This window comes from Azospirillum sp. Marseille-Q6669, assembly GCF_965111635.1.
On record NZ_CBCOOP010000003.1, the window covers coordinates 723,291 to 748,169 of the forward strand.

At 68.7% G+C, this 24,879-nt stretch carries 21 protein-coding genes, 2 tRNA genes, 1 other RNA gene and 1 pseudogene; 9 read left to right on the forward strand and 16 right to left on the reverse strand.

Annotation, left to right across the window (positions count from 1 at the left end; all coding sequences use genetic code 11):
• Window positions 1–25 precede the first annotated feature (25 nt).
• The 9 genes from ACWPXE_RS20715 to ACWPXE_RS20755 form a co-directional block, all read right to left on the reverse strand.
• Window positions 26–1,831 carry a peptidoglycan D,D-transpeptidase FtsI family protein gene (locus ACWPXE_RS20715; protein ID WP_454019281.1) on the reverse strand — a complete coding sequence of 602 codons (1,806 nt, stop codon included), beginning with the start codon at window positions 1,829–1,831 and terminating at the stop codon, window positions 26–28.
• Complete coding sequence (ftsL, locus tag ACWPXE_RS20720; protein WP_454019282.1) at window positions 1,828–2,556, reverse strand: cell division protein FtsL; 729 nt, start codon at window positions 2,554–2,556, stop codon at window positions 1,828–1,830. Before ftsL ends, ACWPXE_RS20715 begins: the two co-directional genes overlap by 4 nt.
• A complete protein-coding gene (gene rsmH / locus ACWPXE_RS20725; RefSeq protein WP_454019283.1) occupies window positions 2,553–3,566 on the reverse strand; it encodes a 16S rRNA (cytosine(1402)-N(4))-methyltransferase RsmH in 1,014 nt (337 codons plus the stop codon). Before rsmH ends, ftsL begins: the two co-directional genes overlap by 4 nt.
• Window positions 3,563–4,060 (reverse strand): division/cell wall cluster transcriptional repressor MraZ, encoded by a 498-nt coding sequence (locus ACWPXE_RS20730; protein WP_038526524.1) that lies wholly within the window; start codon window positions 4,058–4,060, stop codon window positions 3,563–3,565. The genes rsmH and ACWPXE_RS20730 overlap by 4 nt, the downstream gene beginning before the upstream one ends.
• Before the next feature lie 555 nt (window positions 4,061–4,615).
• An RNA gene (rnpB, locus tag ACWPXE_RS20735) (RNase P RNA component class A) lies at window positions 4,616–5,018 on the reverse strand.
• Window positions 5,019–5,093: 75 nt separating this feature from the next.
• Window positions 5,094–5,804, reverse strand: coding sequence for an N-acetylmuramoyl-L-alanine amidase (locus tag ACWPXE_RS20740; protein WP_454019284.1), 711 nt, complete (start codon window positions 5,802–5,804; stop codon window positions 5,094–5,096).
• Window positions 5,805–5,811: 7 nt separating this feature from the next.
• The gene (locus ACWPXE_RS20745; RefSeq protein WP_174439575.1) at window positions 5,812–6,690 is read right to left on the reverse strand and encodes a DMT family transporter; all 879 of its coding nucleotides are present in this window, start codon (window positions 6,688–6,690) and stop codon (window positions 5,812–5,814) included.
• Complete coding sequence (locus ACWPXE_RS20750; protein WP_454019285.1) at window positions 6,687–8,513, reverse strand: ATP-binding cassette domain-containing protein; 1,827 nt, start codon at window positions 8,511–8,513, stop codon at window positions 6,687–6,689. Before ACWPXE_RS20750 ends, ACWPXE_RS20745 begins: the two co-directional genes overlap by 4 nt.
• 119 nt (window positions 8,514–8,632) lie before the next feature.
• On the reverse strand, window positions 8,633–9,370 hold the full coding sequence (locus tag ACWPXE_RS20755; RefSeq protein ID WP_454019286.1) for a TerB family tellurite resistance protein: 738 nt from the start codon (window positions 9,368–9,370) through the stop codon (window positions 8,633–8,635).
• 322 nt (window positions 9,371–9,692) lie between these two features.
• Between ACWPXE_RS20755 and ACWPXE_RS20760 the strand changes: the two genes are divergently transcribed.
• The 3 genes from ACWPXE_RS20760 to ACWPXE_RS20770 all read left to right on the forward strand — a co-directional run bounded on the left by ACWPXE_RS20760 (window position 9,693) and on the right by ACWPXE_RS20770 (window position 15,658).
• Entirely contained in the window at window positions 9,693–10,247 is a 555-nt protein-coding gene (locus tag ACWPXE_RS20760) for an N-acetyltransferase family protein (RefSeq protein ID WP_454019287.1), read from the forward strand.
• A 124-nt stretch (window positions 10,248–10,371) separates the two neighbouring features.
• Entirely contained in the window at window positions 10,372–13,980 is a 3,609-nt protein-coding gene (locus ACWPXE_RS20765) for a hydantoinase B/oxoprolinase family protein (protein WP_454019288.1), read from the forward strand.
• Window positions 13,981–14,254: 274 nt separating this feature from the next.
• Complete coding sequence (locus tag ACWPXE_RS20770; RefSeq protein WP_454019289.1) at window positions 14,255–15,658, forward strand: FAD-binding oxidoreductase; 1,404 nt, start codon at window positions 14,255–14,257, stop codon at window positions 15,656–15,658.
• 46 nt (window positions 15,659–15,704) lie between these two features.
• Here the strand turns inward: ACWPXE_RS20770 and ACWPXE_RS20775 are convergent, their stop codons facing one another.
• Window positions 15,705–16,586: an NAD(P)-dependent oxidoreductase gene (locus tag ACWPXE_RS20775; RefSeq protein ID WP_454019290.1), complete on the reverse strand. Its 882-nt coding sequence runs from the start codon at window positions 16,584–16,586 to the stop codon at window positions 15,705–15,707.
• Between the two features lie 365 nt (window positions 16,587–16,951).
• Here ACWPXE_RS20775 and ACWPXE_RS20780 point away from each other — a divergent pair, with 365 nt between their 5' ends.
• Both ACWPXE_RS20780 and ACWPXE_RS20785 read left to right on the forward strand, forming a co-directional pair.
• A complete protein-coding gene (locus tag ACWPXE_RS20780; RefSeq protein ID WP_094301980.1) occupies window positions 16,952–17,182 on the forward strand; it encodes an SMc00767 family acetate metabolism repressor in 231 nt (76 codons plus the stop codon).
• Window positions 17,183–17,344: 162 nt separating this feature from the next.
• The gene (locus ACWPXE_RS20785) at window positions 17,345–17,533 is read left to right on the forward strand and encodes a hypothetical protein (protein WP_454019291.1); all 189 of its coding nucleotides are present in this window, start codon (window positions 17,345–17,347) and stop codon (window positions 17,531–17,533) included.
• 27 nt (window positions 17,534–17,560) lie between these two features.
• Here ACWPXE_RS20785 and ACWPXE_RS20790 read toward each other — a convergent pair whose 3' ends face one another.
• Window positions 17,561–19,651 carry an ATP-binding protein gene (locus ACWPXE_RS20790; RefSeq protein WP_454019292.1) on the reverse strand — a complete coding sequence of 697 codons (2,091 nt, stop codon included), beginning with the start codon at window positions 19,649–19,651 and terminating at the stop codon, window positions 17,561–17,563.
• A gap of 411 nt (window positions 19,652–20,062) precedes the next feature.
• Between ACWPXE_RS20790 and ACWPXE_RS20795 the strand changes: the two are divergent.
• A pseudogene (locus tag ACWPXE_RS20795) lies at window positions 20,063–20,296 on the forward strand (carboxymuconolactone decarboxylase family protein); the annotation flags it as partial.
• A gap of 51 nt (window positions 20,297–20,347) precedes the next feature.
• Here ACWPXE_RS20795 and ACWPXE_RS20800 read toward each other — a convergent pair.
• The 4 genes from ACWPXE_RS20800 to ACWPXE_RS20815 all read right to left on the reverse strand — a co-directional run bounded on the left by ACWPXE_RS20800 (window position 20,348) and on the right by ACWPXE_RS20815 (window position 22,368).
• A complete protein-coding gene (locus ACWPXE_RS20800) occupies window positions 20,348–20,761 on the reverse strand; it encodes a hypothetical protein (protein WP_454019293.1) in 414 nt (137 codons plus the stop codon).
• A gap of 121 nt (window positions 20,762–20,882) precedes the next feature.
• Window positions 20,883–20,959 (reverse strand) — tRNA-Pro (locus ACWPXE_RS20805).
• A gap of 206 nt (window positions 20,960–21,165) precedes the next feature.
• A tRNA-Pro gene (locus ACWPXE_RS20810) sits at window positions 21,166–21,242 on the reverse strand.
• 109 nt (window positions 21,243–21,351) lie between these two features.
• On the reverse strand, window positions 21,352–22,368 hold the full coding sequence (locus ACWPXE_RS20815; protein ID WP_454019294.1) for a polyprenyl synthetase family protein: 1,017 nt from the start codon (window positions 22,366–22,368) through the stop codon (window positions 21,352–21,354).
• 110 nt (window positions 22,369–22,478) lie between these two features.
• On the opposite strand from ACWPXE_RS20815, the gene ACWPXE_RS20820 reads away from it, so the two are divergent.
• From ACWPXE_RS20820 to ACWPXE_RS20830, 3 genes are read left to right on the forward strand one after another with little or no spacing between them, the layout of a single operon-like run.
• A complete protein-coding gene (locus tag ACWPXE_RS20820; protein ID WP_014241194.1) occupies window positions 22,479–22,694 on the forward strand; it encodes a putative signal transducing protein in 216 nt (71 codons plus the stop codon).
• 2 nt (window positions 22,695–22,696) lie between these two features.
• Window positions 22,697–23,440 carry a tRNA1(Val) (adenine(37)-N6)-methyltransferase gene (locus ACWPXE_RS20825; protein WP_454019389.1) on the forward strand — a complete coding sequence of 248 codons (744 nt, stop codon included), beginning with the start codon at window positions 22,697–22,699 and terminating at the stop codon, window positions 23,438–23,440.
• A 51-nt stretch (window positions 23,441–23,491) separates the two neighbouring features.
• The gene (locus tag ACWPXE_RS20830; protein ID WP_454019295.1) at window positions 23,492–24,364 is read left to right on the forward strand and encodes a S49 family peptidase; all 873 of its coding nucleotides are present in this window, start codon (window positions 23,492–23,494) and stop codon (window positions 24,362–24,364) included.
• A gap of 170 nt (window positions 24,365–24,534) precedes the next feature.
• Here ACWPXE_RS20830 and ACWPXE_RS20835 read toward each other — a convergent pair whose 3' ends face one another.
• Window positions 24,535–24,762 carry a type II toxin-antitoxin system HicB family antitoxin gene (locus ACWPXE_RS20835; RefSeq protein ID WP_137139102.1) on the reverse strand — a complete coding sequence of 76 codons (228 nt, stop codon included), beginning with the start codon at window positions 24,760–24,762 and terminating at the stop codon, window positions 24,535–24,537.
• Window positions 24,763–24,879 lie beyond the last annotated feature (117 nt).

The window sequence follows — 24,879 nt, forward strand, 5'->3', positions numbered from 1 at the left end:
CCCCTCGACGGAGGAGGACGTCGCGTCAGCGCGGCTTGTTGCCAGCAGGTGGGACAGAAGCAACGGTGCTGCCTTTCGGTTGCGCGGGCGGAGGCGGCGGTGCGGGAGGGGTCGTCTGACCGGCGGTGTTGATGTAGGTGGCGTTGATGACCTCTGGGGAAGCCTCGTCCACCGGCTGGACGCCCAGCAGCGGGCCGATCTGCTTCACGATCCGGCCGACCGCGGGAGCGGCGACCCAGCCGCCGGTGGCGAAGCCGTAGGTCTTCTTGGTGCCCTTCGGCTCGTCGATCAGGACATAGACGATGTAGCGGGGGTCGTGCATCGGGAAGGCGCCGAGGAACGACGACATGCGGGAGTTCCGGGCATAGCTCCGGCCCTTCTGCTTGTCCGCCGTGCCGGTCTTGCCGCCGACGACGTAACCCTTGGCGTTGGCCGACTTCGCCGTGCCGTCGGTGACCACGAAGCGGAAGAGGCGACGCATCATCGCCGAGGTCTTCGGGCTGATGACCTGCTCGCCCGGAACCTCGACCGCGGGGTCGCGCTTCAGCAGGGTCGGCGGGTGCAGCACGCCGCCGTTGATGATCGAGGCCGCGGCGTTGACCGTGTGCATCGGGCTGACCGACATGCCGTGGCCGAAGGAGATGGTCATGGTGTTGACCTCCCGCCACGGATTCGGCACCAGCGGCCAGCCGTTCTCCGGCAGTTCCAGCGAGGTCGGGCGGGTCATGCCCAGCTTGGTCATGAAGGACTTCTGGTGTTGCACGCCGAGCGTCAGCGCCATGCGCACCGATCCGAGGTTCGACGATTCCTGGAACACCTCCGCCACGGTCAGGTTGTGTTTGAACGCGTGGAATTCGCGGATCGTGAAGCGGCCGACCTTGATGTTGTTGATGGTGTCGAAGGTGTCGGACACGCGGATCTTGCCCGAATCCAGAGACATCGCCGTGTTGAAGATCTTGAAGGTGGAGCCCATTTCGTACACGCCGAGCGTCGCGCGGTTGAACAGCGTGTCCGGGTCAAGTCCTGTCGGGTTGTGCGGATCGAAGTCGGGCAGCGAAACCATCGACATGACTTCGCCGTTGCGGACATCGTAAATGATTCCGGCGGCGCCGATGGCGCTGAATTCTTCGATCGTTGTCTGCAATTCCTTCTTCATGATGTGCTGAAGGCGCAGATCAATCGAAAGTTGCAGCGGCTTCGGGTCGGTGGTCAGCCGCTTGTTGAACTGCTGCTCCAGTCCGGCGAGACCGTTGTTGTCCACGCCGGTGAAGCCGACCAGATGCGAGGTCAGGTTGGAGGCCGGGTAGAAGCGGCGCTCCTCCCGTTCGAAATAGACGCCGGGCAGGCCCAGCCGGAACACCGCCGCCTGCTGCTTGGGCGTCAGGTTGCGCTTGATCCAGACGAACCGCTTGTCGCCGCTGAGCTTGGTCAGCAGGTCCTTGTAGTCCAGCTCCGGCAGGGCGGTGGTCAGCTTGCGCGCCACTTCGTCCGGGCGGCTCACCAGCTTCGGGTCGGCGTAGAGCGACTGCGTGGCGAGCGAGGTCGCCAGCAGGTTGCCGTTGCGGTCCACGATGTCGGCGCGGTTGACCGGCGGGGCGTCGACCTCCGCGGCCATGCGCGGGCGCGGTTCCGCCGCGTGGTTGAACAGGGTCGCGTCCACCAGCTTCACGCCGATGGCGGTAAAGACCACGGCGACCATGGCCGCGGTCACCATCAACCGGTTCCGGCTCTGCTCCAGCGCGACCGACAGCGACGTCCGCGGCTTGGAGGCCGGGGGCGGAACGCTGTAGGCGCCGTGCGCGGGATCGACGCCGGGCGGCGGAACGTTCATCGGTTGGCTCCGAGACGGGCGACGAGAAGACCGATGCTGTCATGCTGGGCCGGCGCGGCCGGCGGCGGGGCGGCCTGGAAGCCGGCCTGCTGCGGCTGCGGACGGGCCACGGGCGGCGGCGCCAGCGTCCGGGAGGTGACCGGCGGCTTGGTGGCGACCTCCGTCGGCTTGGTCGTCACCACGGGCGCCGGGGCCGATTTGGCGGCGGAGGGCAGGGGCGGCACTTTGGCCGAGGCGGGCACGATGGCCGAGGGCTTGATCGGGGCCGGCTTGATCGGCGAGGCCGAGGCCGGAATGATCACGCCGCCCTGAATGCCGCCCTGAACGATGGCGCCGCCGCCCACGACGCTGTCCCCGGTGGAGGCCGTCGCCACGTTCGGCGCCTTGCCCGGCGTCTGGTTGCGGACCATCGGCGGCAGCGGAGCTTCCTCCGGCGCGACGGTGGGGGAGGGGCGCATCGGGACGATGTTCATCGCCACGAACTGGCGCGCCTCGGTCGGCTGCAGCGCCAGATGCTCGCGCGACAGGTTCTCAAGACGGGTCGGGTCGTTGAGGAAGCTCCATTCGGCCTTCAGGACCTGGATGGCCTCCTGCTCCACCATGATCTTGCGGTTGAGCGAGCCCAGCTTTTCCTCCAGCTCCTGAACCTCGTAGCTGGTCTCGAACAGGACGAAGCCGGCGGCGGCGATCAGGCCCCCCCAGAAAAGTGCGGATTTGTATTTCATGCCGCCTCCTTGCCGGGCGCCGGATAGGCCGGCGCCGCCGTGCGTTCAGCCGCGCGCAGCCGGGCAGAGCGCGCGCGTGGGTTGCTGTGGGCTTCCTGGTCCGTCGGCACGATGGGCTTGCGCGACAGGAGCCGGAAGGATGGGGAACGCGCGTCCGCCGCAAGGCTCGGCGCGTGTCGGGACGGGGAGGGCGGGGGCGAGGAGCGTTCCTTCAGGAACGTCTTCACTTCCCGGTCCTCCAGCGAATGGAAGGAGACGACGGCGAGACGGCCGCCGGGCTTCAGCAGCGACTCGGCGGCGGCGAGGCCGCGGCGCAGCTCGCCCAGCTCGTCGTTCACATGGATGCGCAGCGCCTGGAAGGTGCGGGTCGCCGGGTCGATGGCGTCGCCCTTCCCCTTCGGCACCACCGACCGTACCACGTCGGCCAGCTGCTTGGTGCGCGCGAACGGGGTGTCCAAACGCGCGGCGACGATGGCGCGGGCCACGCGGCGGGCCATGCGCTCCTCGCCGTAATGGAAGACGATGTCGGCCAGTTCGGCCTCGGTGGCGGTGTTCACCACGTCGGCGGCGGTCGGCCCATCGCGTCCCATCCGCATGTCGAGCGGGCCGTCGAATCGGAATGAGAAGCCGCGCTCCGGCTCGTCGATCTGCGGGGAGGAGACGCCGATGTCCAGCGCCACGCCGTCCACCGATTCGACGCCGTGCTCGGCGAGCAGCCGGTCCATGTCGCCGAATCGGCCTTCGACGATCTCCAGCCGGCCCGGATAGGCGAGGGCGAGCTTACGGCCGCGTTCGATGGCTTCGGGATCGCGGTCGATTCCCCAGACCCGGCAGTCGGCCCGGTCGAGAATCGCGCGGGCATAGCCGCCGGCGCCGAAGGTGCCGTCCACATAGACGCCGCCGTCGCGCGGGGAGAGCGCGTCCACGACCTCGTTCAGCAGGACGGAGATGTGGGGAGAGGCCGGGACGGCGGCGGAGGTGGGAGCGGGGCCAGGGGGCTTCACGATCATGCGCCCTCCCCTCCCCGGCCGGCGGCGGCGCGGGACGCCTTGGCGACGATCTGGCTCAGCGAAATGTCCTTGCGCACGACCTGGTCGCGCAGCGTCTGTTCATGGGCCTTCAGGGCGCCGGGCTCCCAGATCTGGAAGGTCTTGCGGCGGCCGATGAAGGCGGCTTCCTCGTCGATTCCAGCGAATTCGGCGAGTTCCTTGGGCAGGACGATTCGGCCTTCGGTGTCCAGCGAGACGGGGATCAGCTTGCCGAAGATGAAGGTCTCGATCATGTCGCGCTCGTCCGAATCCAGATCGGGGGATTCCAGGCTTTCGGAGAGCACGTCGAGATAATCCTGATCGGCGCCTTCCAGCGCCTGATGATTCAGCGAAGGCCAGAGATAGACGGTGCCGGGAGCCGACGTCTTGGCAAGCGACTGCCGGAACTGCGCCGGGATGGAGCAGCGGCCTTTCCTGTCAACTTTGTTGACGTATGTGGACAGGAAAATGGCCATCGGCCTGACGAACGCCCCCCCTTATCCCGTTGCCGGTCTTCGCCGCCGCGAAGCCCTATCCGCTCTTGCCGCTGAACGCGCCCGGTTTGGCTACCTTGGTTGGGTAGTTCCCCCTCCGAACTGGGCTTTCATGGGATAGCATGGGACAGTTTGGGCGTCAACGCCCCCTCCAGTATTCATATGGTGCTGTCAAGACTTTTGGGCCGATGTGTTGCCAGCGTGCAAATAGGTGATCCGAATCGGCGAGAATCGGCAACGTATCAGCGCGCTAATGAGCGATTACGCGGCATTGCCTCACAGAGTTCGCAGGATGTTCCGTGAGTCCCGCGAATGGTTCCCATCATGTGGCTTTCCATAAAGGCGAATCGCACCCTACGAATGGTATAGCCTGCTGGGGTAACCTGCCGAGGCGTGGCATGGGACGGCATGGGAATTTGCCCCACAGTTATCCACCGCCTGTGGATGAAGCTGGGGACATCTGTGGACAAGGGAGGGCCATCCCAGTCCCGCGCCGCGGAAAAGGGGTGGTCCGGTGATCCGGAGGTGGTGGGGATAAACGCCAGATGGCCTGTAAGCCGGGTTTTGTCCTCAGGTTACCCTGATGGATGGCCATTCATCTGGGACGCCGGTTGCCCGGCGCCTCACGCAACCAACCCGGGCGGCGGCGCGGAAACGCGCTTGGCCCCAGACCATCCCATAAGAGATGGCGGGCCGTGCCGCCCCTATTCGGTCTTGCTCCCGGTGGGGTTTACCGTGCCGCCCCTGTTGCCAGGCGCGCGGTGCGCTCTTACCGCACCCTTTCACCCTTACCGCCGGCACGAGGCCGGTGGCGGTTTGCTCTCTGTGGCACTTTCCCTAGGGTCGCCCCCGCCGGCCGTTAGCCGGCACCGTGTTTCCGTGGAGCCCGGACTTTCCTCCCCCGATCCAAAAGGTCGAAGGCGGCCATCCGGCCATCTGGCGCGGCACTGTGTATAGGGTCGCCGTTCGATTCGCAACTTCGATTCGCAACGGTGTTCGGGGGCGATTCGGATTCTCAGCGCCCGGTCATCCGCAGCAGCGCGCGCAGGCGGCGCAGCGTTTCCGGATCGGGCTCCCCGGTCAGGCGTTCGGGGTGGAAATGGCGCTGGAAGGACATCAGGACCCGCGATTCGGCGGTGTCGTACCCATAACGTCCCAGAAGCGCCGTCACATCCTCCACGGACTCCGCCGAGTCGACCGGCGAGTCGTCCGCCGCGGTGGGCTGGGGCCACAGCCCGATTCCGCACGCGGCCAGCCCCGGCCAGTCGAACAGTTCGCCGGGGTCCTCCTTGCGGGCCGGGGCGATGTCGCTGTGGCCGAGCACATCGGCGGGCGCGATTCCATGCCGGCCCATGATGTCCAGGCAGAGATCGGCCACCGCGGCCATCTGGGCGGCGGGAAAGGGGCGGTAGCCGAACTCGTGCCCCGGATTGACGATCTCGATTCCAATGGAGCGGCTGTTGACGTCGGCCCGGCCCCGCCAGGAGGACAGGCCGGCGTGCCAGGCGCGCCGGTCCTCCGGCACATGGGCGTGGATGGCGCCGTCCTCGTCCACCGTGTAATGGGCGCTGACCTGGGCGGCGGGATCGCACAGCCGGCTCAGCGCCGACTCGGCGGTGGGCATTCCCGTGTAATGGAGAATCAGCAGCTCCACCCCCACCCCCTCGGGCCGCGGCCCGTGGTTGGGGGAGGGGCGGTCGATGCATCCGAGGCCCGTAAGCGTCATGGTGTCCTCAGGTCGGATTCGTCACCTTCTCCGCCAGCGCCGTGGGGCGCCGCTTCACGATGACGGCCATGCCGCCCACGGTCAACAGCCCGCCCAGGACCAGACGGAGCGTGAAGGGATCGTCCATCAGCAGAACGCCCGCCAGAACGCCGAAGACCGGCACGGTCAGCAGGAAGGGCATGGTCTGGTTGACCGAGTATTTGCGCAACAGCGGGTACCACATCCCATAGGCGCCGATGGTGACGCCCACCGCCATGTAGGCGATGGCGCCCCAGCCCCACAGGGTGGCGTCGGTGAGCGCGGCCATCTGTCCTTCCTCGAACAGGAGGGAGAGCAGAAGCAACTGCGGGGCCGCGAACAGCGCCATCCAGCCGTTCAGCGCGAAGCCGTCCACCCCGACGATCAGCTTCATCTGGATGCTGGCGACGGCGAAGGCGAAGCTGGCGCCGAGGATCATGAACAGCGACAGCAACGATCCGGACAGTCGCGGCTCGCCCGCGATGACCATGACGCCGGCGAAGGCGGCGGCCATGCCGGCGGCGCGGCGCCAGCCCAGCTTGTCCTTGAAGACCAGCGCGGCCAGCAGGGAGGAGAAGGGCACCTGCGCCTGCGCGGCCAGCGAGGCGGTGGCCGCATCGATGCCGTTCAGCCCGGTGAACATCAGCGGGAAATGCACGGTCCCCAGCGTCACCGACAGGATCGCGATGGGCCGCACCGCGCTCCAGGGAATCCGCTTGAAGGGTAGGATCAGCGCCGCCACCGCGATGAAGCGCAGCGCCATGATGAACAGCGGCGGGAATTCCGCCAGACCCCATTTGGCAACGACGAAGTTCAGGCCCCAGGTCGCCATGACCAGGAGCGCCAGCAGCGAGTCGCGCAGACTCATCCGCGGCCGCCTTCCAGCTCCTCGCGCAGGGCCTCCAACTCCAGCCAGCGCTCCTCGGCGGCGGCCAGCTCGTTTTGTTTCGCCTGCAACTGATCGGACGTCTTCTGGAACTTGGCGGCGTCGCGGGCGAACAGGTCGGGGTCGGCCAGCGCCGATTCGAGCTTCGCCACCTCGGCGGTCAGCTTGTCCATGCGGGCGGGCAGGTCGTCCAGTTCGCGCTGGTCCTTGTAGCTGAGCTTGCCCTTCGGCTTGGCGGCCGCCGGGGCGGCGGCGGGCTTCGCCTTGGCCGGGGCGGCGGCCTTCTCCTTGGGCGGCGGGCGCTGCACCAGATAGTCGGAATAGCCGCCGGGATACTCGGCGATCACCCCGTCCCCCTCCACCGCGATGGTGCTGGTGACCAGCCGGTCGAGGAAGTCGCGGTCGTGGCTGACCAGCAGAAGCGTGCCCTGATAGTCGCCGAGCACATCCTCCAGCAGGTCCAGCGTGTCCATGTCGAGGTCGTTGGTCGGCTCGTCGAGGATCATCATGTTGCTGGGCCGCGCGAACAGCCGGGCGAGCAGCAGCCGGTTGCGCTCACCGCCGGACAGGGCCTTGACCGGGCTGTCGAGCTGGCGCGTGTCGAACAGGAAGTCGCGCATGTAGCCGGCGACGTGGCGCGGCTGGCCGTTGACCATCACGCTGTCGCCGCCGAAGGGGCACAGCACCTTGCGGATGGTGTCCTCGGGGTCGAGCCCGTCGCGCCGCTGGTCGAAATAGGCGGTTTCCAGGTTGGTGCCCAGCCGGATCGTGCCGCTGTCGGGCTCCATCTGGCCGGTCAGCATCTTCAGCAGCGTGGTCTTGCCGGCGCCGTTCGGCCCGATCAGCCCGACCCTGTCGCCGCGCAGGATGCGGGTGGAGAAGTCGTTGACGATGGTCTTGCGGCCGTCCGCCGTGTCGAAGCCCTTCGCGATGTGCTCGGCCTCGATGACCAGCCGGCCGCCGCGATCGGCCTCGGCGACGGCGAGCTTGGCCTGCTGGCCGCCCTTGATGCGCTCGGCGCGGTCGGTGCGGAGCTGGAGTAGGGCGCGCACGCGGCCCATGTTGCGGGTGCGCCGGGCCGAGATGCCCTCGCGCAGCCACTTCATCTCGCCTTCGATCTTGCGGTCGAGCTTCTGGGCGGCGATCTCCTCCGATTCGAACACCTCGGCCTGCCAGGTCTCGAACTCGGCGAAGCCGCGGTCGGTGGCGCGCACCGTGCCGCGGTCCAGCCACAGCGTCCGCTTGGCCAGGCGGTTCAGGAAGCTGCGGTCGTGCGAGATCAGCAGAAGGCCGCCACGGTAGGCCAGCAACTCCTCCTCCAGCCACTCGATGGTGGGCAGATCGAGGTGGTTGGTCGGCTCGTCCAGCAGCATCACGTCGGGGGCGCCGACCAGCGTGCGGGCCAGCGCCGTGCGCCGCGCTTCGCCGCCCGACAGCGTGTTGGGGTCGAGATGGCCGGGCACCTGGAGCCGGTCCAGCACGGCGTCCACCCGGTGCGTCTCGTCGCGCTCGTCGGCGGGCAGGCCGGCGGCGACGTAGTCGTGGACGGTGGCGCAGTCGGTGAAGTCCGGCTCCTGCGGCAGGTAGGCGATGCGGGCGCCGGGCTGGGTGAAGACGGTACCGCCGTCCGGCTGGATCATGCCGGCCAGCACCTTCATCAGCGTGGACTTGCCGGACCCGTTCCGCCCGACCAGACAGGCCTTGTCGCCCCGCCCGATGGACAGGTCGATGGTTTCGAACAGCGGACGGCCACCGAAGGTGACGGACACGCCCTGGAGCGCGGTGATCGGAGCGGGAGGAGCCATGACCCAACGATACGGTGTGCGGAGGTGTGCTTATATAGCGTGCGGTCCGCAGGCTCGCGACACCCGATTGCGCCGGGGCGGGGATGCGTCGGCCGGGAAGGAAGGCGCGACGCCTGGCTTTAGCCGCGCGCGCGCTCCTTCTCGATCCGGTCGAAGGCGGCGTTGATGGCGGCGACCTTCTGCGTCGCCAGATCCACGAACTCCTGTGGCATGCCCTGGGCGATCAGCACGTCCGGGTGATGCTCGCGCACCAGGCGCCGGTGGGCGGCCTTGATCGCCTCGTCGCTGGCCCGGCGGGAGACGCCGAGCACGCCGTAGGGGTCGGTCTCGTTCGGCGTGCCGGCGATGTGGTGGCCGGCGACGATGCGTTCGAATTCGTCGTCGCTGAAGCCGAAGATGTGGGCGACGGTGCGCAGATACTCGACTTCCGTTTCGTGCAGTTCATCGTCGGCCTCGGCGATGGCCAGCAGGCTGTCGAGCAGCTCCTCCAGCACGGCGCGGCGGTCCTCGAACAGGCCGGCGATCTGCTGGGCGTATTCCTCGAAGCCGTGGGTGTCCTTGCGGGCGAGGTCGAAGACGTGGCCCACCGTGTCCAGCTCCTCCGGCGGGACGCGGAACAGGCGCTTGAAGGTATCCACCTCAACCCGCTTCACCACGCCGTCGGCGCGGGCCATCTTCGCCGACAGGGCGATCACGCCGATGGTGAAGGCGATGGACTTGGTGGCGTCCGCCGGGCCGCACAGGCCGCGGATGCCGCGCCCCATCGCGTAACCGGCGGCCAGACCGATCAGGCCCCCGATCGGCCCGCCGATGGTGAAACCGGCCGCCCCGCCCAGGACGCTGCCCCAGATGCTCATTTTTATCCGCCTTTCGACCGCTTGAGCAGCATACCGGCAGTCCGGTATCGCGCCAACCGGCCCATACTTTTTCGTTGTTTCCCAAAAATCTTCGTGCGCCGCGCCCTTTTCATCCGTTGGAGGTATGGGATTTTCCGGCGAGGCGGGATGTTGCTGCGCTGCAACAGAGTCGTGCCGTCGTCGCCAGGGGCCTTGCCCTTGGTTCCCGTCTTCTCCATGTTGCATCGCAACAAAAGAGGGCGGCCGGTCCATGCCGCCGATGGGGAAGCGGACGACGCGAAGCGGTGCGATGTCCCGAATAACCAGCGCCACGAGTCCTCCCATGTCCGCCATCCGCAAGCTTCTCCCCACCGAGCGCGGTAAGTACCGCGCGCATCTGCTGCGGCTGGACAAGGCGGACCGCTACGCCCGCTTCACCGGCACCGTCTCCGACGAGGTCATCGTCAAACATTGCGAGTCGCTCGACTGGACGCGGACGACGCTGCTCGGCCTGTTCGACCGCGGCGAACTGCGCGGCGCGGTGGAGCTGTGCTTCGACCGGCTGCTGTGGCCGGGTGCCGCGGAGCTGGCGATCAGCGTCGAAAAGGGGTTTCAGGGGCGGGGTGTCGGCTCCACCCTGGTTCGCCGCTCGCTGTCCATCGCCGCCAACCGGGGCATCCGGCAGGTCCACCTGATGTGCCTGTCCGACAACACCCGCATGCGCACCCTGTCGCGCCGCTTCGGCGGAACGATGGAGCGCGACGGCGGCGAATTCGCCATCACTTTCGATCTGCCGCGGCCCTCCCAGGTTTCGCTGGCGCTGGAGGCGTTCGAGGACGGGGCGGGTGCGGTGAACGCCGTGCTGGACGGATTGCCCGCGCTGCTCAAGGCGGCCTGACCGGACGGGCAGGAGGAGGGGGCGCATCCCACCCTTTCGTGCACCCCGTCTTGACCCGCGGCGGCGTATCGTCACACTCCCGTCAAGACATCAGGCGTCGAGACAAGACATCAGGGAGTTGGGTATGGCGTCCCAAGCGCAGGGCCGGTGGCAGTTCTGGATCGACCGCGGCGGCACCTTCACCGACATCGTGGCCAAACGCCCGGACGGGTCGGTGGTCACGCACAAGCTGCTGTCGGAGAATCCGGAACGCTACCGCGACGCCGCCATCCAGGGCATCCGCGACCTGCTGGGCCTCGCCTCCGGCCAGCCGATCCCGGCGGAGGCGGTCGAGGCGGTGAAGATGGGCACCACCGTCGCCACCAACGCGCTTCTGGAGCGCAAGGGCGAGCGCACGCTGCTGCTCATCACCGAAGGGCTGGGCGACCAGCTCCGCATCGGCTACCAAGCCCGCCCGAAGATCTTCGCCCGCCACATCGTCCTGCCCGAGCTGCTGTACGAGCGGGTGGCCGAGGTGCCGGAGCGGATCAAGGCCGACGGCACGGTGCTGAAGGCCGTGGACCTGCGCGCCGTGCGGGTCCAGCTGGAGCAGGCCTACCAGGACGGCTTCCGCGCCGCCGCGGTGGTGCTGATGCACGGCTACCGCTTCCCGGACCATGAGAAGCAGGTGGCGGCGCTGGCCCGCTCCATCGGCTTCACCCAGGTGTCGGTCAGCCATCAGGTCAGCCCGCTGATGAAGATCGTCGGGCGCGGCGACACCACGGTGGTGGACGCCTACCTGTCGCCGATCCTGCGCCGCTATGTGGAGCAGGTGGCGGGGGACCTCTCCGGCGTGCGGCTGATGTTCATGCAGTCGAACGGCGGGCTGACCGACGCGCGCTGGTTCCAGGGCAAGGACGCCATCCTCTCCGGCCCGGCGGGCGGCATCGTCGGGGCGGTGCGCACCGCGCGCATGGCCGGCTTCGACCGGGTCATCGGCTTCGACATGGGCGGCACCTCCACCGACGTGTCGCACTACGCCGGGGAGTATGAGCGCGCCTTCGACACGGTGGTGGCCGGGGTGCGGATGCGCGCGCCCATGATGCACATCCACACCGTGGCGGCGGGCGGCGGTTCGGTTTGCTTCTTCGACGGGGCGCGCTTCCGCGTCGGGCCGGAGAGCGCCGGCGCCAACCCCGGCCCGGCCTGCTACCGCCGCGGCGGGCCGCTGACCGTGACCGACTGCAACGTGATGGTCGGCAAGCTGCACCCCGACTTCTTCCCTCACGTCTTCGGGCCGGAGGCCGACCAGCCGCTCGACGCTGTCATCGTGCGCGAGAAGTTCGCCGAGCTGGCCGAGGAGGTGAATGAGGCGCTGGGCACCGAGATGACCCCGCATCAGGTGGCCGAGGGCTTCCTGAAGATCGCCGTCGACAACATGGCGAACGCCATCAAGAAGATCTCGGTGCAGCGCGGCTACGATGTCACCCAATACACGCTGAACGGCTTCGGCGGGGCGGCGGGGCAGCATGTCTGTCTGGTCGCCGACGCGCTGGGCATGCGCAAGGTCTTCCTGCACCCGCACGCCGGCGTGCTGTCCGCCTACGGCATTGGCCTCGCCGACACGGTGGCGATCCGCGAGCGCGCGGTGGAGGCGCGGCTCGACGCCGCGCTGGTCGAGGAGCTGACCGCCACGCTTGCCGCCTTGGAGGCCGAGGGGCGCATGGAACTGCTCCGCCAGGGCGTTCCGGAGGGACGGCTGGCCGTGCTGCGCAAGGCGCACATCAAGGTGGAGGGCTCCGACAGCCCGCTGGTCGTCGATTTCGGGCCGCTCGACGCCATGGCCGCGGCCTTCGAGGCAGCGCACCGCCAGCGCTACGGCTTCATGATGGAGGGCAAGGCCCTGGTGGTCGAGGCCGTGTCGGTGGAGGCGGTGGGCCGCACCGAGAGCGCCGACGACGAGGACCTGCCCAGCGTCACCGGCGCCCTGCCGCGCCGCCTCGCCACCGTCACCCTGCACACCGGCGGCGCCGACCGCGAGGCGCCGGTCTACGACCGCGACCGGCTCCAGCCCGGCAACCGCGTCACCGGTCCCGCCGTCATCAAGGAGAGGATCGCCACGACGGTGGTCGAGCCCGGCTGGATCGCCGAGGTGACGCGCAAGAACCACCTCGTGCTCACCCGCTTCGAGGAACTGCCGCAGCGCCTCGCCATCGGCACCAAGGCCGACCCTGTGATGCTGGAGGTCTTCAACAACCTGTTCATGTCCATCGCCGAGCAGATGGGCTTCACGTTGGAGAAGACCGCTTACTCGGTGAACATCAAGGAGCGGCTGGACTTCTCCTGCGCCCTGTTCGACGCGGACGGCGGGCTGATCGCCAACGCTCCGCACATGCCGGTGCATCTCGGCTCGATGGGCGAGAGCGTGCGCGCCATCGTCGAGCGGCGCCAAGGGGAAATGAACCCCGGCGACGTCTACATGCTGAACGACCCCTACCACGGGGGCACGCATCTGCCGGACATCACCGTCATCACCCCGGTCTTCGACGAGGCCGGCGAGCGTGTGCTGTTCTACGTCGCCTCGCGCGGGCACCACGCCGACGTCGGCGGGATCACCCCCGGCTCGATGCCGCCGGACAGCACGACGATCGATCAGGAGGGCGTCCTTCTCGACAACATCCAGCTCGTCGAGCGCGGCCGCTTCCTGGAGGAGGAGGTCGTCGCCCTCTTCACCGCCGGGCCGCAGCCGGCGCGCAACGTGGCGCAGAACCTGGGCGACCTGAAGGCCCAGATCGCCGCCAACGAGCAGGGGGCACGCGAGCTTCGCCGCATCGTCGCCCAGTTCGGGCTGGAGACGGTCAACGCCTACATGAAGCTGGTCCAGGACAACGCCGAGGAGCAGGTCCGCCGCGTCATCGACGTGCTGACCGACGGCGAGTTCGTGCAGGAGCTGGACAACGGCGCGGTCATCAAGGTCCGCATCACCATCGACAAGGACGAGCGGTCGGCGCGGGTGGACTTCACCGGCACCAGCCCGCAGCTCACCAGCAACTTCAACGCTCCGACGGCGGTGTGCCGGGCGGCGGTGCTCTACGTCTTCCGCACGCTGGTGGACGACGAGATCCCGATGAACGAGGGCTGCCTGAAGCCCATCGAGATCGTCATCCCGCCGGGCACCATGCTGTCGCCCAGCTATCCCGCCGCGGTGGTGGCCGGCAACGTGGAGACCAGCCAGTGCGTCACCGACGCGCTGTACGGCGCGCTCGGCGTGCTGGCCTCGGCCCAGGGGACGATGAACAACACGACCTTCGGCAACGAGCGCTATCAGTATTACGAGACGGTCTGCGGCGGCTCCGGCGCCGGTCCCGGCTTCGACGGGACGGACGCGGTGCACACCCACATGACCAACTCGCGTCTGACCGACCCCGAGGTGCTGGAATGGCGCTTCCCGGTGCTGCTGGACAGCTTCCGCATCCGCCGCGAATCGGGCGGGGCGGGGCGCTGGCGTGGCGGCGACGGGGTGGTGCGGCGCCTGAAGTTCCTGGAGCCGATGACCGCCGCCATCCTGTCCAACCACCGCCGGGTGCCTCCCTTCGGCCTGAAGGGCGGCGCCCCCGGCCAGATCGGCCGCACCTGGGTCCAGCGCACCGACGGCTCGGTGGAGGAGCTCGGCCCCCAGGACAAGACCGCCATGGGGGAGGGCGACGTGCTGGTCGTCGAGACGCCGGGCGGCGGCGGCTACGAGGAGGCGTGACGGGGAGAATCCCTCTCCCGCCCCGTGAGAGGGAAGGGGCCCGCGCAACGCGCGGGAAGGGTGAGGGTAACACCGAGAATCAGCACCTGATCCTTGCGCAACCCTCACCCGCCCGCTGCGCGGGCACCCTCTCCCGGGGCGGGAGAGGGGATCAAAGCGCAAGCCCCCCACCCATGCGCGCGAGTCGCTTGTCTGCGCGGGCGGCGGGGCTTAGCTTCTCCGGTCCTACCACCGCACGGCATCGTGCCAAAAGGACCCCCGGGGAGATTCGTCCATGACCGCCGTACCCGCCACCCAGCCTCGCGTCGCCTTCACCGACGAGATGAAGGCCGAGTTCAAGGCCCTGCTTGGGGACCGCTTCACCACCGCCGCAGCGGTGCGCGAGCATCACGGCAAGGACGAGTCCTACCACCCCAATTTCCCGCCCGACGGCGTCGCCTTCGCCACCTCCACCGAGGAGGTCAGCGCCATCGTCAAGCTCTGCGCCAAGCACAAGCTGCCGATCATCCCCTTCGGTACCGGCACCTCGCTGGAGGGCGGCGTCGCGGCGCTGGCCGGCGGCGTCTGCATCGACGTGTCGAACATGAAGGAGGTCCTGCGCGTCAGCCCGGAGGACCTCGACGTCACCGTCCAGGCCGGCGTGACCCGCAAGCAGCTCAACGAGCATCTGCGCGACACCGGCCTGTTCTTCCCCATCGACCCCGGCGCCGACGCCTCGCTCGGCGGCATGGCCTCCACCCGCGCCAGCGGCACCAACGCCGTGCGCTACGGCACCATGCGCGAGAACGTGCTGGGGCTGACCGTGGTGCTGGCCGACGGCCGGATCATCAAGACCGGCGGGCGCGCCCGCAAGTCCGCCGCCGGCTATGACCTGACCCGCCTGTTCGTCGGGGCGGAGGGCACGCTCGGCATCATCACCGAGGTGACGCTGCGCCTCTATGGCATTCCGGAGGCGATCTCGTCGGCGGTGTGCCCGTTCAACGACATCCGCGGCGCCGTGGACACGGTGATCCAGACCATCCAGTCCGGCATCCCCGTCGCCCGCATCGAGCTGCTGGACGAGGTCCAGATGGACGCGGTGAACAAGTATTCCAAGCTGGATTACAAGGTCGCCCCGACCCTGTTCTTCGAGTTCCACGGCACCGCCGCCGGGGTGAAGGAGCAGGCGGAGATGGTCGCGGCCATCGCCGCGGAGTTTGGCGGTAGCGAATTCACCTGGGCAACCCGTCCGGAGGACCGTTCCAAGCTCTGGCAGGCCCGCCACGACGGCTATTACGCGGCGCTGGCGCTGCGCCCCGGCTCCAAGGGCTGGCCGACCGACGTCTGCGTGCCGATCTCGCGGCTGGCCGACTGCATCCTGGAGACCAAGAAGGACATCGCCGAATCCTCGATGCTGGCCCCGCTGGTCGGCCATGTCGGCGACGGCAACTTCCACCTCGTCTACGTCATCGACCCCGACAAGCCGGAGGAACTGGCCGAGGCCAAGCGCCTGAACGACCGCATGGTCGACCGGGCGCTCGCCATGGGCGGCACTTGCACCGGCGAGCACGGCATCGGCTACGGCAAGATGGAGTTCCTGGAGAAGGAGGCCGGCGACGCCTTCGCCGTGATGGGCGAGCTGAAGCGTGCCTTTGATCCGGAGAACCGGATGAACCCCGGCAAGGTCGTCCGCATCTGAGGTGAGAGAAGGGGAAGCGCCGCGGCGCTCCCCTTTCCTTTTTTGTTCAACGCGTCATGCGCGTCATCAGGCTGGAGGTGTCCAGCCGGTTGCCACCCATCGCCTGGACATCGGCGTAGAACTGGTCGACCAGGGCGGTGACGGGCAGGCTGGCGCCGTTGTTGCGGGCCTCGCCCAGCACGATGCCCAGGTCCTTGCGCATCCAGTCCACGGCGAAGCCGAAGTCGAATTTGCCGTCCAGCATGGTCTTGGCGCGGTTGTCCATCTGCCAGGACTGCGCCGCCCCCTTTCCGATCACGTCCACGACCTTGTGCCCGTCCAGCCCGGCCTTCTGCGCGAAGGCCATGCCCTCGGCCAGCCCCTGGAGCAGCCCGGCGATGCAAATCTGGTTGACCATCTTGGTCAGCTGGCCGGCGCCCGCCGGACCCATATGGGTGACGGAGCGGCCGTAGCAGGCCATCAGCGGCTGGGCGCGGGCGAAGGCGTCGGCGTCGCCGCCCACCATCACCGTCAGCACCCCGTTCTCCGCCCCGGCCTGCCCGCCGGACACCGGCGCGTCGAGGAAGAACAGGCCGCGCTCGCGGGCCAGCTCGGCCATCTCGCGCGAGACGGTGGCGGACACGGTGGAATGGTCGGCGACGATGGTGCCGGACTTCATGGCGCCCATCGCCTCGCCGGCGACCGCCCGCACGTCGTCGTCGCCACCGACGCAGAGGAAGACCACCTCGGCGTCGTGTGCGGCCTCGGCGGGTGTCGGGGCGCTGGTGCCGCCGAAACGGGCGGTCCAGGCCTCGGCCTTGGCGGCGGTGCGGTTGAAGACGGTCACCCGGTGGCCGCCCCGGACGGCCAGATGGCCGGCCATGGGAAAGCCCATGGTGCCAAGCCCCAGAAAGGCGACGGAGCGGGAATCGGTCGCGGTGTCGGCCATGGTCCTGTCTTTCTTCGTTGTATCGGCTGCGGATCGTTTTTGTCGGCGTCTGCCCTTGGACGGCAAAGCTAGGCCGGGAGCGCGCCCCGATCAAACGCCGTCCGTCGAACGCAGTGCGATTGAAGCGCGGCGGGGTCCTTCCCCCATCCGGCATCCCCGGGCAGCGGCACTCTGCCGCGGGAGGCATGACTCTTTCGAACGAGGTTGTCTTGCCGCGCCCTTGCTCCCGGCGCGTGATGTGTTAAGACGTTGAATGCCGGGTTTGCAGCGCAGCACCCGGCCATGCCGGCGCAACGGCGCCGGTGAACCAGGGCCAGAGCCGGGGCCGCAAGACCCGGGCCGGAGAACAAGGGAAGGATAGCCGCATGACGAATCAGCCGGGTTTCCAGGATGCGCCGCCGGACGAGCGTTCGAACCTCACGGACGAGCAGGAAAGCGCCATCCGCGTCCTCGCCAACAGCCTGCACCGCCTGAACGACGCCGTCGTCAAGGCCGTGGAAGCCGGCGTGACGGTCGAGCTGATGCGCACCGCCCGCTATCACAACGCGACGGGCAACTGGGGCGACCAGCTCACCCCGATGATCCGCACCAAGTAAGCGGCTCATCCCATCCGACCGGAGGGCCTCCCGTCCGAAAGGGCAGGGGGCCTTTCTCTTTTCGGCATGCCCCATCCTGCCCCATCATTGTTCCCGTTGCGGTGCGGAACCGTGGCGCCCTTCACCGGTTCCTTCCATTTGGTCCCCAGCAAGGAAACGGTCATGAAGGACGCTCAGAACCACACCCCGCAGCGTCACGGGCAGCGTCAGGGAATGAACGACCGCGAAGCGTTCTGGCGCATGCACTGCCTGTCGGAACCGACCTTCACCGACCTCACCCACGGCATCTTCCTGGGGTTGATCTGGTCGGCGGTGCTGTGGGCGCCGATGTTCATCAGCGTCCTGCTCTGACCCGTCCTTCCGGTCGCACGGCCCCGGTCAGGCGGTCTTCGCGGTGCGCAGAAGGGCGCGGACGCGCGCGGCGAGTTGGTCCGGGGTGAAGGGCTTGGGCAGGACGGCGGCGTCGGCCTTCAGGCCGGTCAGCGATTCCGGGCTGTAGCCGGAAATCAGCAGGACCCGGATGCCGGGCCAGCGCTCCTGGACCCGCCGCGCCAGATCGATTCCCGACACGCCGTAGGGCATCACCACGTCGGTCACGATCACGTCGAAAGCGGTGTCCTGCTCCAGGATCTCCAGGGCGGCGGCGCCGTGGTCGGCGGTCATCACCTCGAAGCCCTCCTGGGTCAGCCCCTCCACGGTGGCCATCAGGACCAGCGCGTTGTCCTCGACCACGAGCAGGCGGACCGGGCCGCTCGGAGCCGCCTCCACCGCGTCCGGCACGGCTTCCGGCTCCGGCGCCCGGCCGGACACCGGCAGGGTCACGCGGACGACCGTGCCGCGGCGCGGCGCGCTGGAAATGGTCGCGTTGCCGCCCGACTGCCGGGCGAAGCCGTAGACCATCGACAGGCCCAGACCCGTCCCCTTGCCGTGCGGCTTGGTGGTGAAGAAGGGCTCGAAGGCGCGGGCGGCGACCTCCGGGGGCATGCCGCCGCCGGTGTCGGTGATCTCCAGAACGGCCAGCGGGCCGTCGGGCGTTTCCTCCTGCCGGACGGCGATGCGGATGCGCCCGCCCTCCGGCATCGCGTCGCGGGCGTTCACCACGAGGTTCAGCACCGCCAACTCCAGTTGGACCGGGTCCACCTCCACTCGCAGCGGGGCGCTGGGAAGCGCCCAGTCCAGCGCGATGTCGGCGCGGATGGAGCGTTCCAGAAGATCGGCCATGGCGCGGAGGGCATCCCCCAGATCGACCACCTTGGGGTCCACCGCCTCCTGGCGCGAGAAGGCCAGCAACTGCCCGGTCAGCGTCCGGGCGCGCTCCAGCGCGGTGCGGGTGCCGTCCAGATAGCGCGCGCCCTCCGCCGGCAGATGCCGTTCCATCAGATGCAGATTGGCCAGGGCGGCGGTCAGCAGGTTGTTGAAGTCGTGGGCGACACCCCCGGTCAACTGGCCCAACGCCTCCAGCTTCTGCGACTGGCGCAGCGCGTTCTCCAGGGACTCGCGGGCGCGGGCCTCGTCGGTCCAGCGGCGGACGGCCCGCATCTCGCTCTGCGCGCGGCGCAGCGCCAACAGGGTGATGCCGACCAGAGCCAGCATCGCCGGCACGGTGAAGGCGGCGTATGTCAGAACGTTGTGCGCCCATCCGGCCCGGATCTCGGCGATCGGGATGCCATAGGTGACGTAGATCGGGTAGGGCGCGACCTGCATGAAGCCGTTGAGCCTCGGCATGCCGTCCATGCGGCCCCGCGTGCGGAACACGCCTTCGGTCTTCCCGGCCGCCATGGCGCCGAGCAGGAAGCTGTCCGAGGCATGACGGGCCTGCCGGTCGCCCATCGAGGGGAAACGGACCAGAACCGAGCCGTCGCCACGGACGAGGGAAATCGCCTCCTTCGGACCGGCGACGACGAGTTGATAGAAATCGGCCAGATAATCGGTCAGCACCGCGGTCAGCAGCACGCCGTTGAACGGCCCATCCGGGCCGCCCGCGGCGGCGCGGCGGCGCGTGACGTTGAACTGCCGTTTGCCCGACCCGCGCCCGGTGATCGCCTCGCTGACGAGGATGCCGGCGTCGCCGGCCGCCTGGGTGCGGAAATACTCCCGGTCGCCGACGTTGATCAACGGGGCGGGAAACAGGCGGTTGTCGTTGCGCAGCGTGCCGTTGGGATCGACCAGCCCGACGACGCCGATCTGTGGAAGCTCCTCGACCAGCGTCCTCAGATAGCCGTGCAGGTCATCGGACCGGCCGATTTCGTCCCAACTCATGCCGGTGGTCCGCTCGTCCAGCCGGTCCAGGACCTGCTCGACCGTGTCGAAGACCTTCTGCATGTGCTCGTGCAGAATCAGCACGGTCTTGCGGATGTTGCGCTCCGCCTGCGCTTCCTCCTCTTGAAAGTCGCGCCAGGCGATGGCGGTGAACAGCAGGGCGGGGACCAGGACGGAGGCCACCAGCAGGATGCGCAGAAGGCGCACCATTCTCGCTGATTCGGTTGCCAGGGCGGAGAGGTAACGAAGAGGCATGGGCTGCGGTGTTGGAGGCGGGGAACGCGATCACGGGTGGCGATGGGGCGGGGCGCCATGCGCGGGCCACCGTGGCCCAGAAGCTATGCCGGTCCGTGGCAGCCGGGGCAACCTGAACTTTCCGGCGGCCCTATGACTTTCAGTGGGGGACGCCATGGGGATATGGCCCTTCCCATGGCTCCGCAGGGCGGAACCGGAGACAATGCCGCAGCACCGGACGTCCTCATGACCGTTCAACCTGCCGCGGAGAGCACCATCATGCCCCTGAAGCCCATCGAGCACGCCGACGCCGCACCCGAGGTGCGCGCCGTCTACGACGACATCAAGGCGGCCCGCAACGTGCCGGACGTCAACAATTTCTGGAAGATGGCCGCCCATCACCCGCCCACGCTGAAGCGCACCTGGGAGAGCCTGAGGGAGGTGATGGCCCCCGGCGCGCTGGACCCGCTGGTCAAGGAGATGATCTTCGTCGCGGTCAGCGTGACCAACGGCTGCGACTATTGCATCCGCTCGCACGAGGCGGCGGCGCGCCGCGCCGGCATGACCGACGCCCAGTTCGGCGAGCTGATGGCCGTCGTCGGCATGGCGAACGAGACCAACCGCCTCGCCAAGGGCTATCAGGTGGAGATCGACGAGGCGCTGAAGTACCCGTCACGCGATGTCGTCGAGGGCGTCCTCCAGCGACGGGTAGATGCCCTCGGCCATCGAACCGTCCACCCGCACCGGCCGGGGCAGGACCGCCACGGCGTCCAGCGCGCCGCGCAGCGTCAGGCCGGTGACCTCCACGAAGCCGCCGCGGTTGCCGTAGCGCCCGGCGGTCCATTCCGCCCGGTCGGGGTCGCCGGACAACCGTCCGTTGCAGGTGATCATCTCGTGGGTGTCATCGCCGCCGCGCCGGTTCCAGGCCATGCCGCCGCCCACGCCGCTGCCGATGTCGCGGGGACGGAAGCCGTGGGGCTGAAGCAGGTCGCGCACCGCGCGGGACACCACGACGGCCTTGGGGTCGATCTCAGTCCCCACCGGGCCGCCCGCCGCCTGGGGTTCCTGTCCGATCGCCTGTTCCATGGGTCCGCTCCCCGTCTTGTGTCGCTTACCAGGGAGAACAGGCGGGAGCGCGGCCTGTGCCGCAGCGGCGGAGCGGAAAAGCGAAAGGGCCGATGCGTTGCCGCATCGGCCCTTTTCGTGTTGGTCGGAGAGAGAGGATTCGAACCTCCGGCCCCTGCCTCCCGAAAGCAGTGCTCTACCAGGCTGAGCTACTCTCCGGTCCAGTCGGTGCCGCCGTTGCCAGCGTCGCCGTGGAGCGGGTGTATAGACCCATTGCCCGCGGGCTGCAATGGGAATAAGCGGCATTTGCGGAATGTTTTTTTGCCGGGACCGCGAAAGCCGGTGCGGAGGCCGCTGCAACGGCTGGTTGGCCGGGCCGGAAAAGCGAAAGGGCCGATGCGTTGCCGCATCGGCCCTTTTCGTGCTGGTCGGAGAGAGAGGATTCGAACCTCCGGCCCCTGCCTCCCGAAAGCAGTGCTCTACCAGGCTGAGCTACTCTCCGGTCCGTCGGTGGCGCCGTCGCCAGCGTCACCGTGGGCCGCGTATATAGCCGCTCGATCCGGGGGCTGCAACGTGAAAATCACCCCCGGCGGCGAAAAAGTTCCCAGAGCTTAGAAATCGCGCTCGATCACGAAGTCCAGCACCTCCAGCAGGGCGGTCTTCACCGGCGTGTCCGGGAACAGGCCCAGCGCGTCGCGCGCGATGGAGCCATAATGGCGCGCGCGCTCCACGGTGTCCTTCAGCGCGTTGTGCCTGGCCATCAGCTCCTGGGCGCGTTCCAGGTCGCCCTCCTGCTGGTCCAGCTCCTCCATGGTGCGGCGCCAGAAGGCCCGCTCCTCGTCGTTGCCGCGGCGGAAGGCCAGCACGACCGGCAGGGTGATCTTGCCCTCGCGGAAGTCGTCGCCGACCGTCTTGCCCAGCTTCGCCTGGAAAGCCGAATAGTCGAGCACGTCGTCGACGAGCTGGAAGGCGATGCCCAGGTTCATGCCGTAGTCGTAGAGCGCCAGCTCCTCCGCCTGCGGGCGGGCGGCCACCACGGCGCCGACGCGGCAGGCGGCGGCGAACAGCTCCGCCGTCTTGGCCTTGATGACCTCCAGATAGGCCTGCTCGCTGGTCTCGGTGTCGTTGGTGGTGCGCAGCTGCAGCACCTCGCCCTCGGCGATCACCGCGGACGCCTTGGAGAGGATGCGCAGCACGTCGAGCGACCCAACCTCCACCATCAGCTCGAAGCTGCGGGAGAACAGGAAGTCGCCGACCAGCACGCTGGCCTTGTTGCCGAACACCGCGTTGGCCGAGGCGAGCCCGCGGCGCAGGTCGCTCTCGTCCACGACGTCGTCGTGCAGCAGGGTGGCGGTGTGGATGAACTCCACCACCGCGGCCAGCATCTTGTGGTCCTCGCCCTTGTAGCCGCACAGCTCGGCGGCGGCGAGGGTGAGGACGGGGCGCAGGCGCTTGCCGCCGGCGGCGATGAGGTAGCCGGCAAGCTGCGGGATCATATCGACGGACGAATGCATCCGCTGGACGATGATCTCGTTCACCGCGCTCAGGTCATCGGCCACCAGGGCGGTCAGATCGTCGAGCGGGGTGGACTTCCGCCTTTTCGGCTCGAGGTTGGTCACGACCGCCAAGGTCGACTCCAATGATGATTGACGTGACGAATTCCGGCAGGGAGCATAACGGCATAGCCTCTTCGGTCAAGTCCGCAAGGCGAATAAGGGCACAGAACAGCCGGGATTTCATGAAGGAACTTCTGCGCACCACCGATCCGGTCCGTCTGAGCTGGCTTCTCGCCCTGCTGACCGACGCGGGAATCGAGGGGATCGTGCTGGACACCCACACCAGCATCCTGGAGGGCTCCATCGGCGCCATCCCCCGCCGCCTGATGGTGGCCGAGGAGGATCATGCGGCCGCCTGTCGCCTGCTGCGCGACGCCGGGGAGGAGCTGGGGGCGTGACGATGGAAAGCGACGCGGCGTTCGACACGCTTCTCGACGGGCGCGTCCGCCTGCACCAGCCGCAGGCCGGCTACCGCGCCGCCATCGACCCAGTGCTGCTCGCCGCCTTCACCGCCGCCGGGGCGGGGGAGCGGGTGTTGGACGTCGGCACCGGCACCGGGGCGGCGGCGCTGTGCCTCGCCGCCCGTGTGCCGGGTGTCATGGTCGTCGGGCTGGAGAAGCGGGCGGAGGCGGCGGACTTCGCCCGGCGCAACGCCGCCCTCAACGGGCTGGATGGCCGGGTGGGCGTCCTTGAGGGCGACCTGCTGGCCCCGCCGCCGCAGCTGGTCGCGGGGAGCTTCGACCGGGTGATGATGAACCCACCCTATCTGCGCGCCGGGGCGGCCAGCGTCCCGCCCGACCCTTGGAAGGCCGCCGCCAACGTGGAGGGGGAGGCGGGCTTGGCCGACTGGGTGCGTTTCGCCGCCGTGATGCTGAAGCCGCGTGGCACGCTGACCATGGTCCACCGCGCCGACCGGGTGGACGAGATCCTGGCCGCGCTGCACGGCGCCCGATTCGGGGCCCTGACGCTCGTCCCGCTCTGGCCGAAGGCGGGGGAGGAGGCGCGGCGCATCCTGCTGGCGGCGCGGAAGGGTGGGCGCTCGCCGGCGCGATTCAGCGCCGGGCTGGTGCTGCACGGCTCCGACGGCGCCTACGGCGGGCAGGCGCAGCGGATTCTGCGCGACATGGAACCGCTGATCGCTTAAGCCAACGCTTTCAATCCGGCGTCAGCGCCACCATTTCAACCGGCGATGAACATGACGAAGCTGCTCGCCAAACTCCCGTTCGGCCCCTGGCGCGACGCCGGGCCGATCGTGTCCGTCCTCCGCCTGTCCGGTGTCATCGGTCAGGCCGGAGCCTTCCGCCAGGGTCTCACCATGGCCAACATGGCCGGGCTGATCGAACGCGCCTTCGCGCCAAAGGGTCAGGCGGCGGTGGCGCTGGTCGTCAACTCGCCGGGCGGATCGCCGGTGCAGTCGGCTCTGATCGCCAAGCGCATCCGCGACCTCGCCACCGAGAAGAAGGTGCCGGTCTTCGCCTTCTGCGAGGACGCGGCGGCGTCCGGCGGCTATTGGCTGGCCTGCGCGGCGGACGAGATCTGGGCGGACGAGAGCAGCATCCTGGGCTCCATCGGCGTGGTGTCGTCGGGCTTCGGCGCACACGAGTTCATCCAGCGCTACGGCATCGAGCGGCGGCTCTACACCGCGGGCGACAAGAAGGTGATTCTCGACCCCTTCTCGCCGGAGCGGGAGGACGGGGTGGCCCATCTCAAGGCGATCCAGGTGGAGATCCACGACGCCTTCAAGGCCATGGTGCGCGACCGCCGTGGCGCCCGCCTGTCCGGAGCGGAGGAGGAGCTGTTCTCCGGCGCCTTCTGGGCGGGGCGGCGCGCGCTGGAACTGGGGCTGATCGACGGTATCGGCGACCTGCGCACCGTGCTGCGCGGCCGCTTCGGCGAAAAGGTCCGGCTGCGCGTGGTGCAGGAGGACCGGCGCTGGTTCCGCCGCATGGGCTTCCGCGTTGACGCGCCGGTGGGCACAGCGGTGCTGGACCGTCTTGCGGCGGACCTCCCCGCGGCAGTTCTGTCCGCCGTCGAGGAGCGCGCGCTCTGGTCGCGCTACGGCCTCTGAGTTTTCCGTTTGTGGTCGCCGTGAGGCCCCCACCCTAGCCCTCCCCCGCTGCGCAGGGGAGGGAACTCCGCCGCACGACCCTCAATCCCCTCCCCTGCGCAGCGGGGGAGGGTTAGGGTGGGGGCTCGGTGCGAAGGCTTATGTCCCGTTGCAAATAATATCCCGGACTCTCACTGGGTGACTTCGCGCAAACGCTCGGACGGGGGCGGGACCGGCGCGCCGGTGCGGCGGGCGTTCTCGATCCAGGCGGTAATGGCGTCGAGCGCCGCCGTGCTGGCGTCGGCGGGGGTGGCGCCGCCCGCGGTGCAGCCCGGCAGGTCGGGCACCTCGGCCACATAGCCGACACCCTGTTCCGGGGGCAGGGGGCGGACGATGACCGGATAGGCGCTGGCGTTCATGACGTTGCGTCTCCTCTGCGCACGGTTTTCATCCATTAGGTGCCGCTTCCGCTGCGGACGACAAGGATTCTTTGCGCTGGACGGGCGCATCTTTCGATGTTCGATCCATTTTCGACG

Excerpts from the sequence above, each read along its gene's own strand:
- ACWPXE_RS20825 (WP_454019389.1), top strand. The coding sequence starts at position 22,697 with ATGGAAAGCGACGCGGCGTTCGACACGCTTCTCGACGGGCGCGTCCGC.
- ACWPXE_RS20780 (WP_094301980.1), top strand. The coding sequence starts at position 16,952 with ATGACGAATCAGCCGGGTTTCCAGGATGCGCCGCCGGACGAGCGTTCG.
- ACWPXE_RS20745 (WP_174439575.1), bottom strand. The coding sequence starts at position 6,690 with ATGAGTCTGCGCGACTCGCTGCTGGCGCTCCTGGTCATGGCGACCTGG.
- ACWPXE_RS20715 (WP_454019281.1), bottom strand. The coding sequence starts at position 1,831 with ATGAACGTTCCGCCGCCCGGCGTCGATCCCGCGCACGGCGCCTACAGC.
- ftsL (WP_454019282.1), bottom strand. The coding sequence starts at position 2,556 with ATGAAATACAAATCCGCACTTTTCTGGGGGGGCCTGATCGCCGCCGCC.
- ACWPXE_RS20765 (WP_454019288.1), top strand. The coding sequence starts at position 10,372 with ATGGCGTCCCAAGCGCAGGGCCGGTGGCAGTTCTGGATCGACCGCGGC.
- ACWPXE_RS20775 (WP_454019290.1), bottom strand. The coding sequence starts at position 16,586 with ATGGCCGACACCGCGACCGATTCCCGCTCCGTCGCCTTTCTGGGGCTT.
- ACWPXE_RS20820 (WP_014241194.1), top strand. The coding sequence starts at position 22,479 with ATGAAGGAACTTCTGCGCACCACCGATCCGGTCCGTCTGAGCTGGCTT.
- ACWPXE_RS20730 (WP_038526524.1), bottom strand. The coding sequence starts at position 4,060 with ATGGCCATTTTCCTGTCCACATACGTCAACAAAGTTGACAGGAAAGGC.
- ACWPXE_RS20770 (WP_454019289.1), top strand. The coding sequence starts at position 14,255 with ATGACCGCCGTACCCGCCACCCAGCCTCGCGTCGCCTTCACCGACGAG.
- ACWPXE_RS20800 (WP_454019293.1), bottom strand. The coding sequence starts at position 20,761 with ATGGAACAGGCGATCGGACAGGAACCCCAGGCGGCGGGCGGCCCGGTG.
- ACWPXE_RS20750 (WP_454019285.1), bottom strand. The coding sequence starts at position 8,513 with ATGGCTCCTCCCGCTCCGATCACCGCGCTCCAGGGCGTGTCCGTCACC.
- ACWPXE_RS20790 (WP_454019292.1), bottom strand. The coding sequence starts at position 19,651 with ATGGTGCGCCTTCTGCGCATCCTGCTGGTGGCCTCCGTCCTGGTCCCC.
- rsmH (WP_454019283.1), bottom strand. The coding sequence starts at position 3,566 with ATGATCGTGAAGCCCCCTGGCCCCGCTCCCACCTCCGCCGCCGTCCCG.
- ACWPXE_RS20755 (WP_454019286.1), bottom strand. The coding sequence starts at position 9,370 with ATGAGCATCTGGGGCAGCGTCCTGGGCGGGGCGGCCGGTTTCACCATC.
- ACWPXE_RS20835 (WP_137139102.1), bottom strand. The coding sequence starts at position 24,762 with ATGAACGCCAGCGCCTATCCGGTCATCGTCCGCCCCCTGCCCCCGGAA.
- ACWPXE_RS20740 (WP_454019284.1), bottom strand. The coding sequence starts at position 5,804 with ATGACGCTTACGGGCCTCGGATGCATCGACCGCCCCTCCCCCAACCAC.
- ACWPXE_RS20830 (WP_454019295.1), top strand. The coding sequence starts at position 23,492 with ATGACGAAGCTGCTCGCCAAACTCCCGTTCGGCCCCTGGCGCGACGCC.
- ACWPXE_RS20785 (WP_454019291.1), top strand. The coding sequence starts at position 17,345 with ATGAAGGACGCTCAGAACCACACCCCGCAGCGTCACGGGCAGCGTCAG.
- ACWPXE_RS20760 (WP_454019287.1), top strand. The coding sequence starts at position 9,693 with ATGTCCGCCATCCGCAAGCTTCTCCCCACCGAGCGCGGTAAGTACCGC.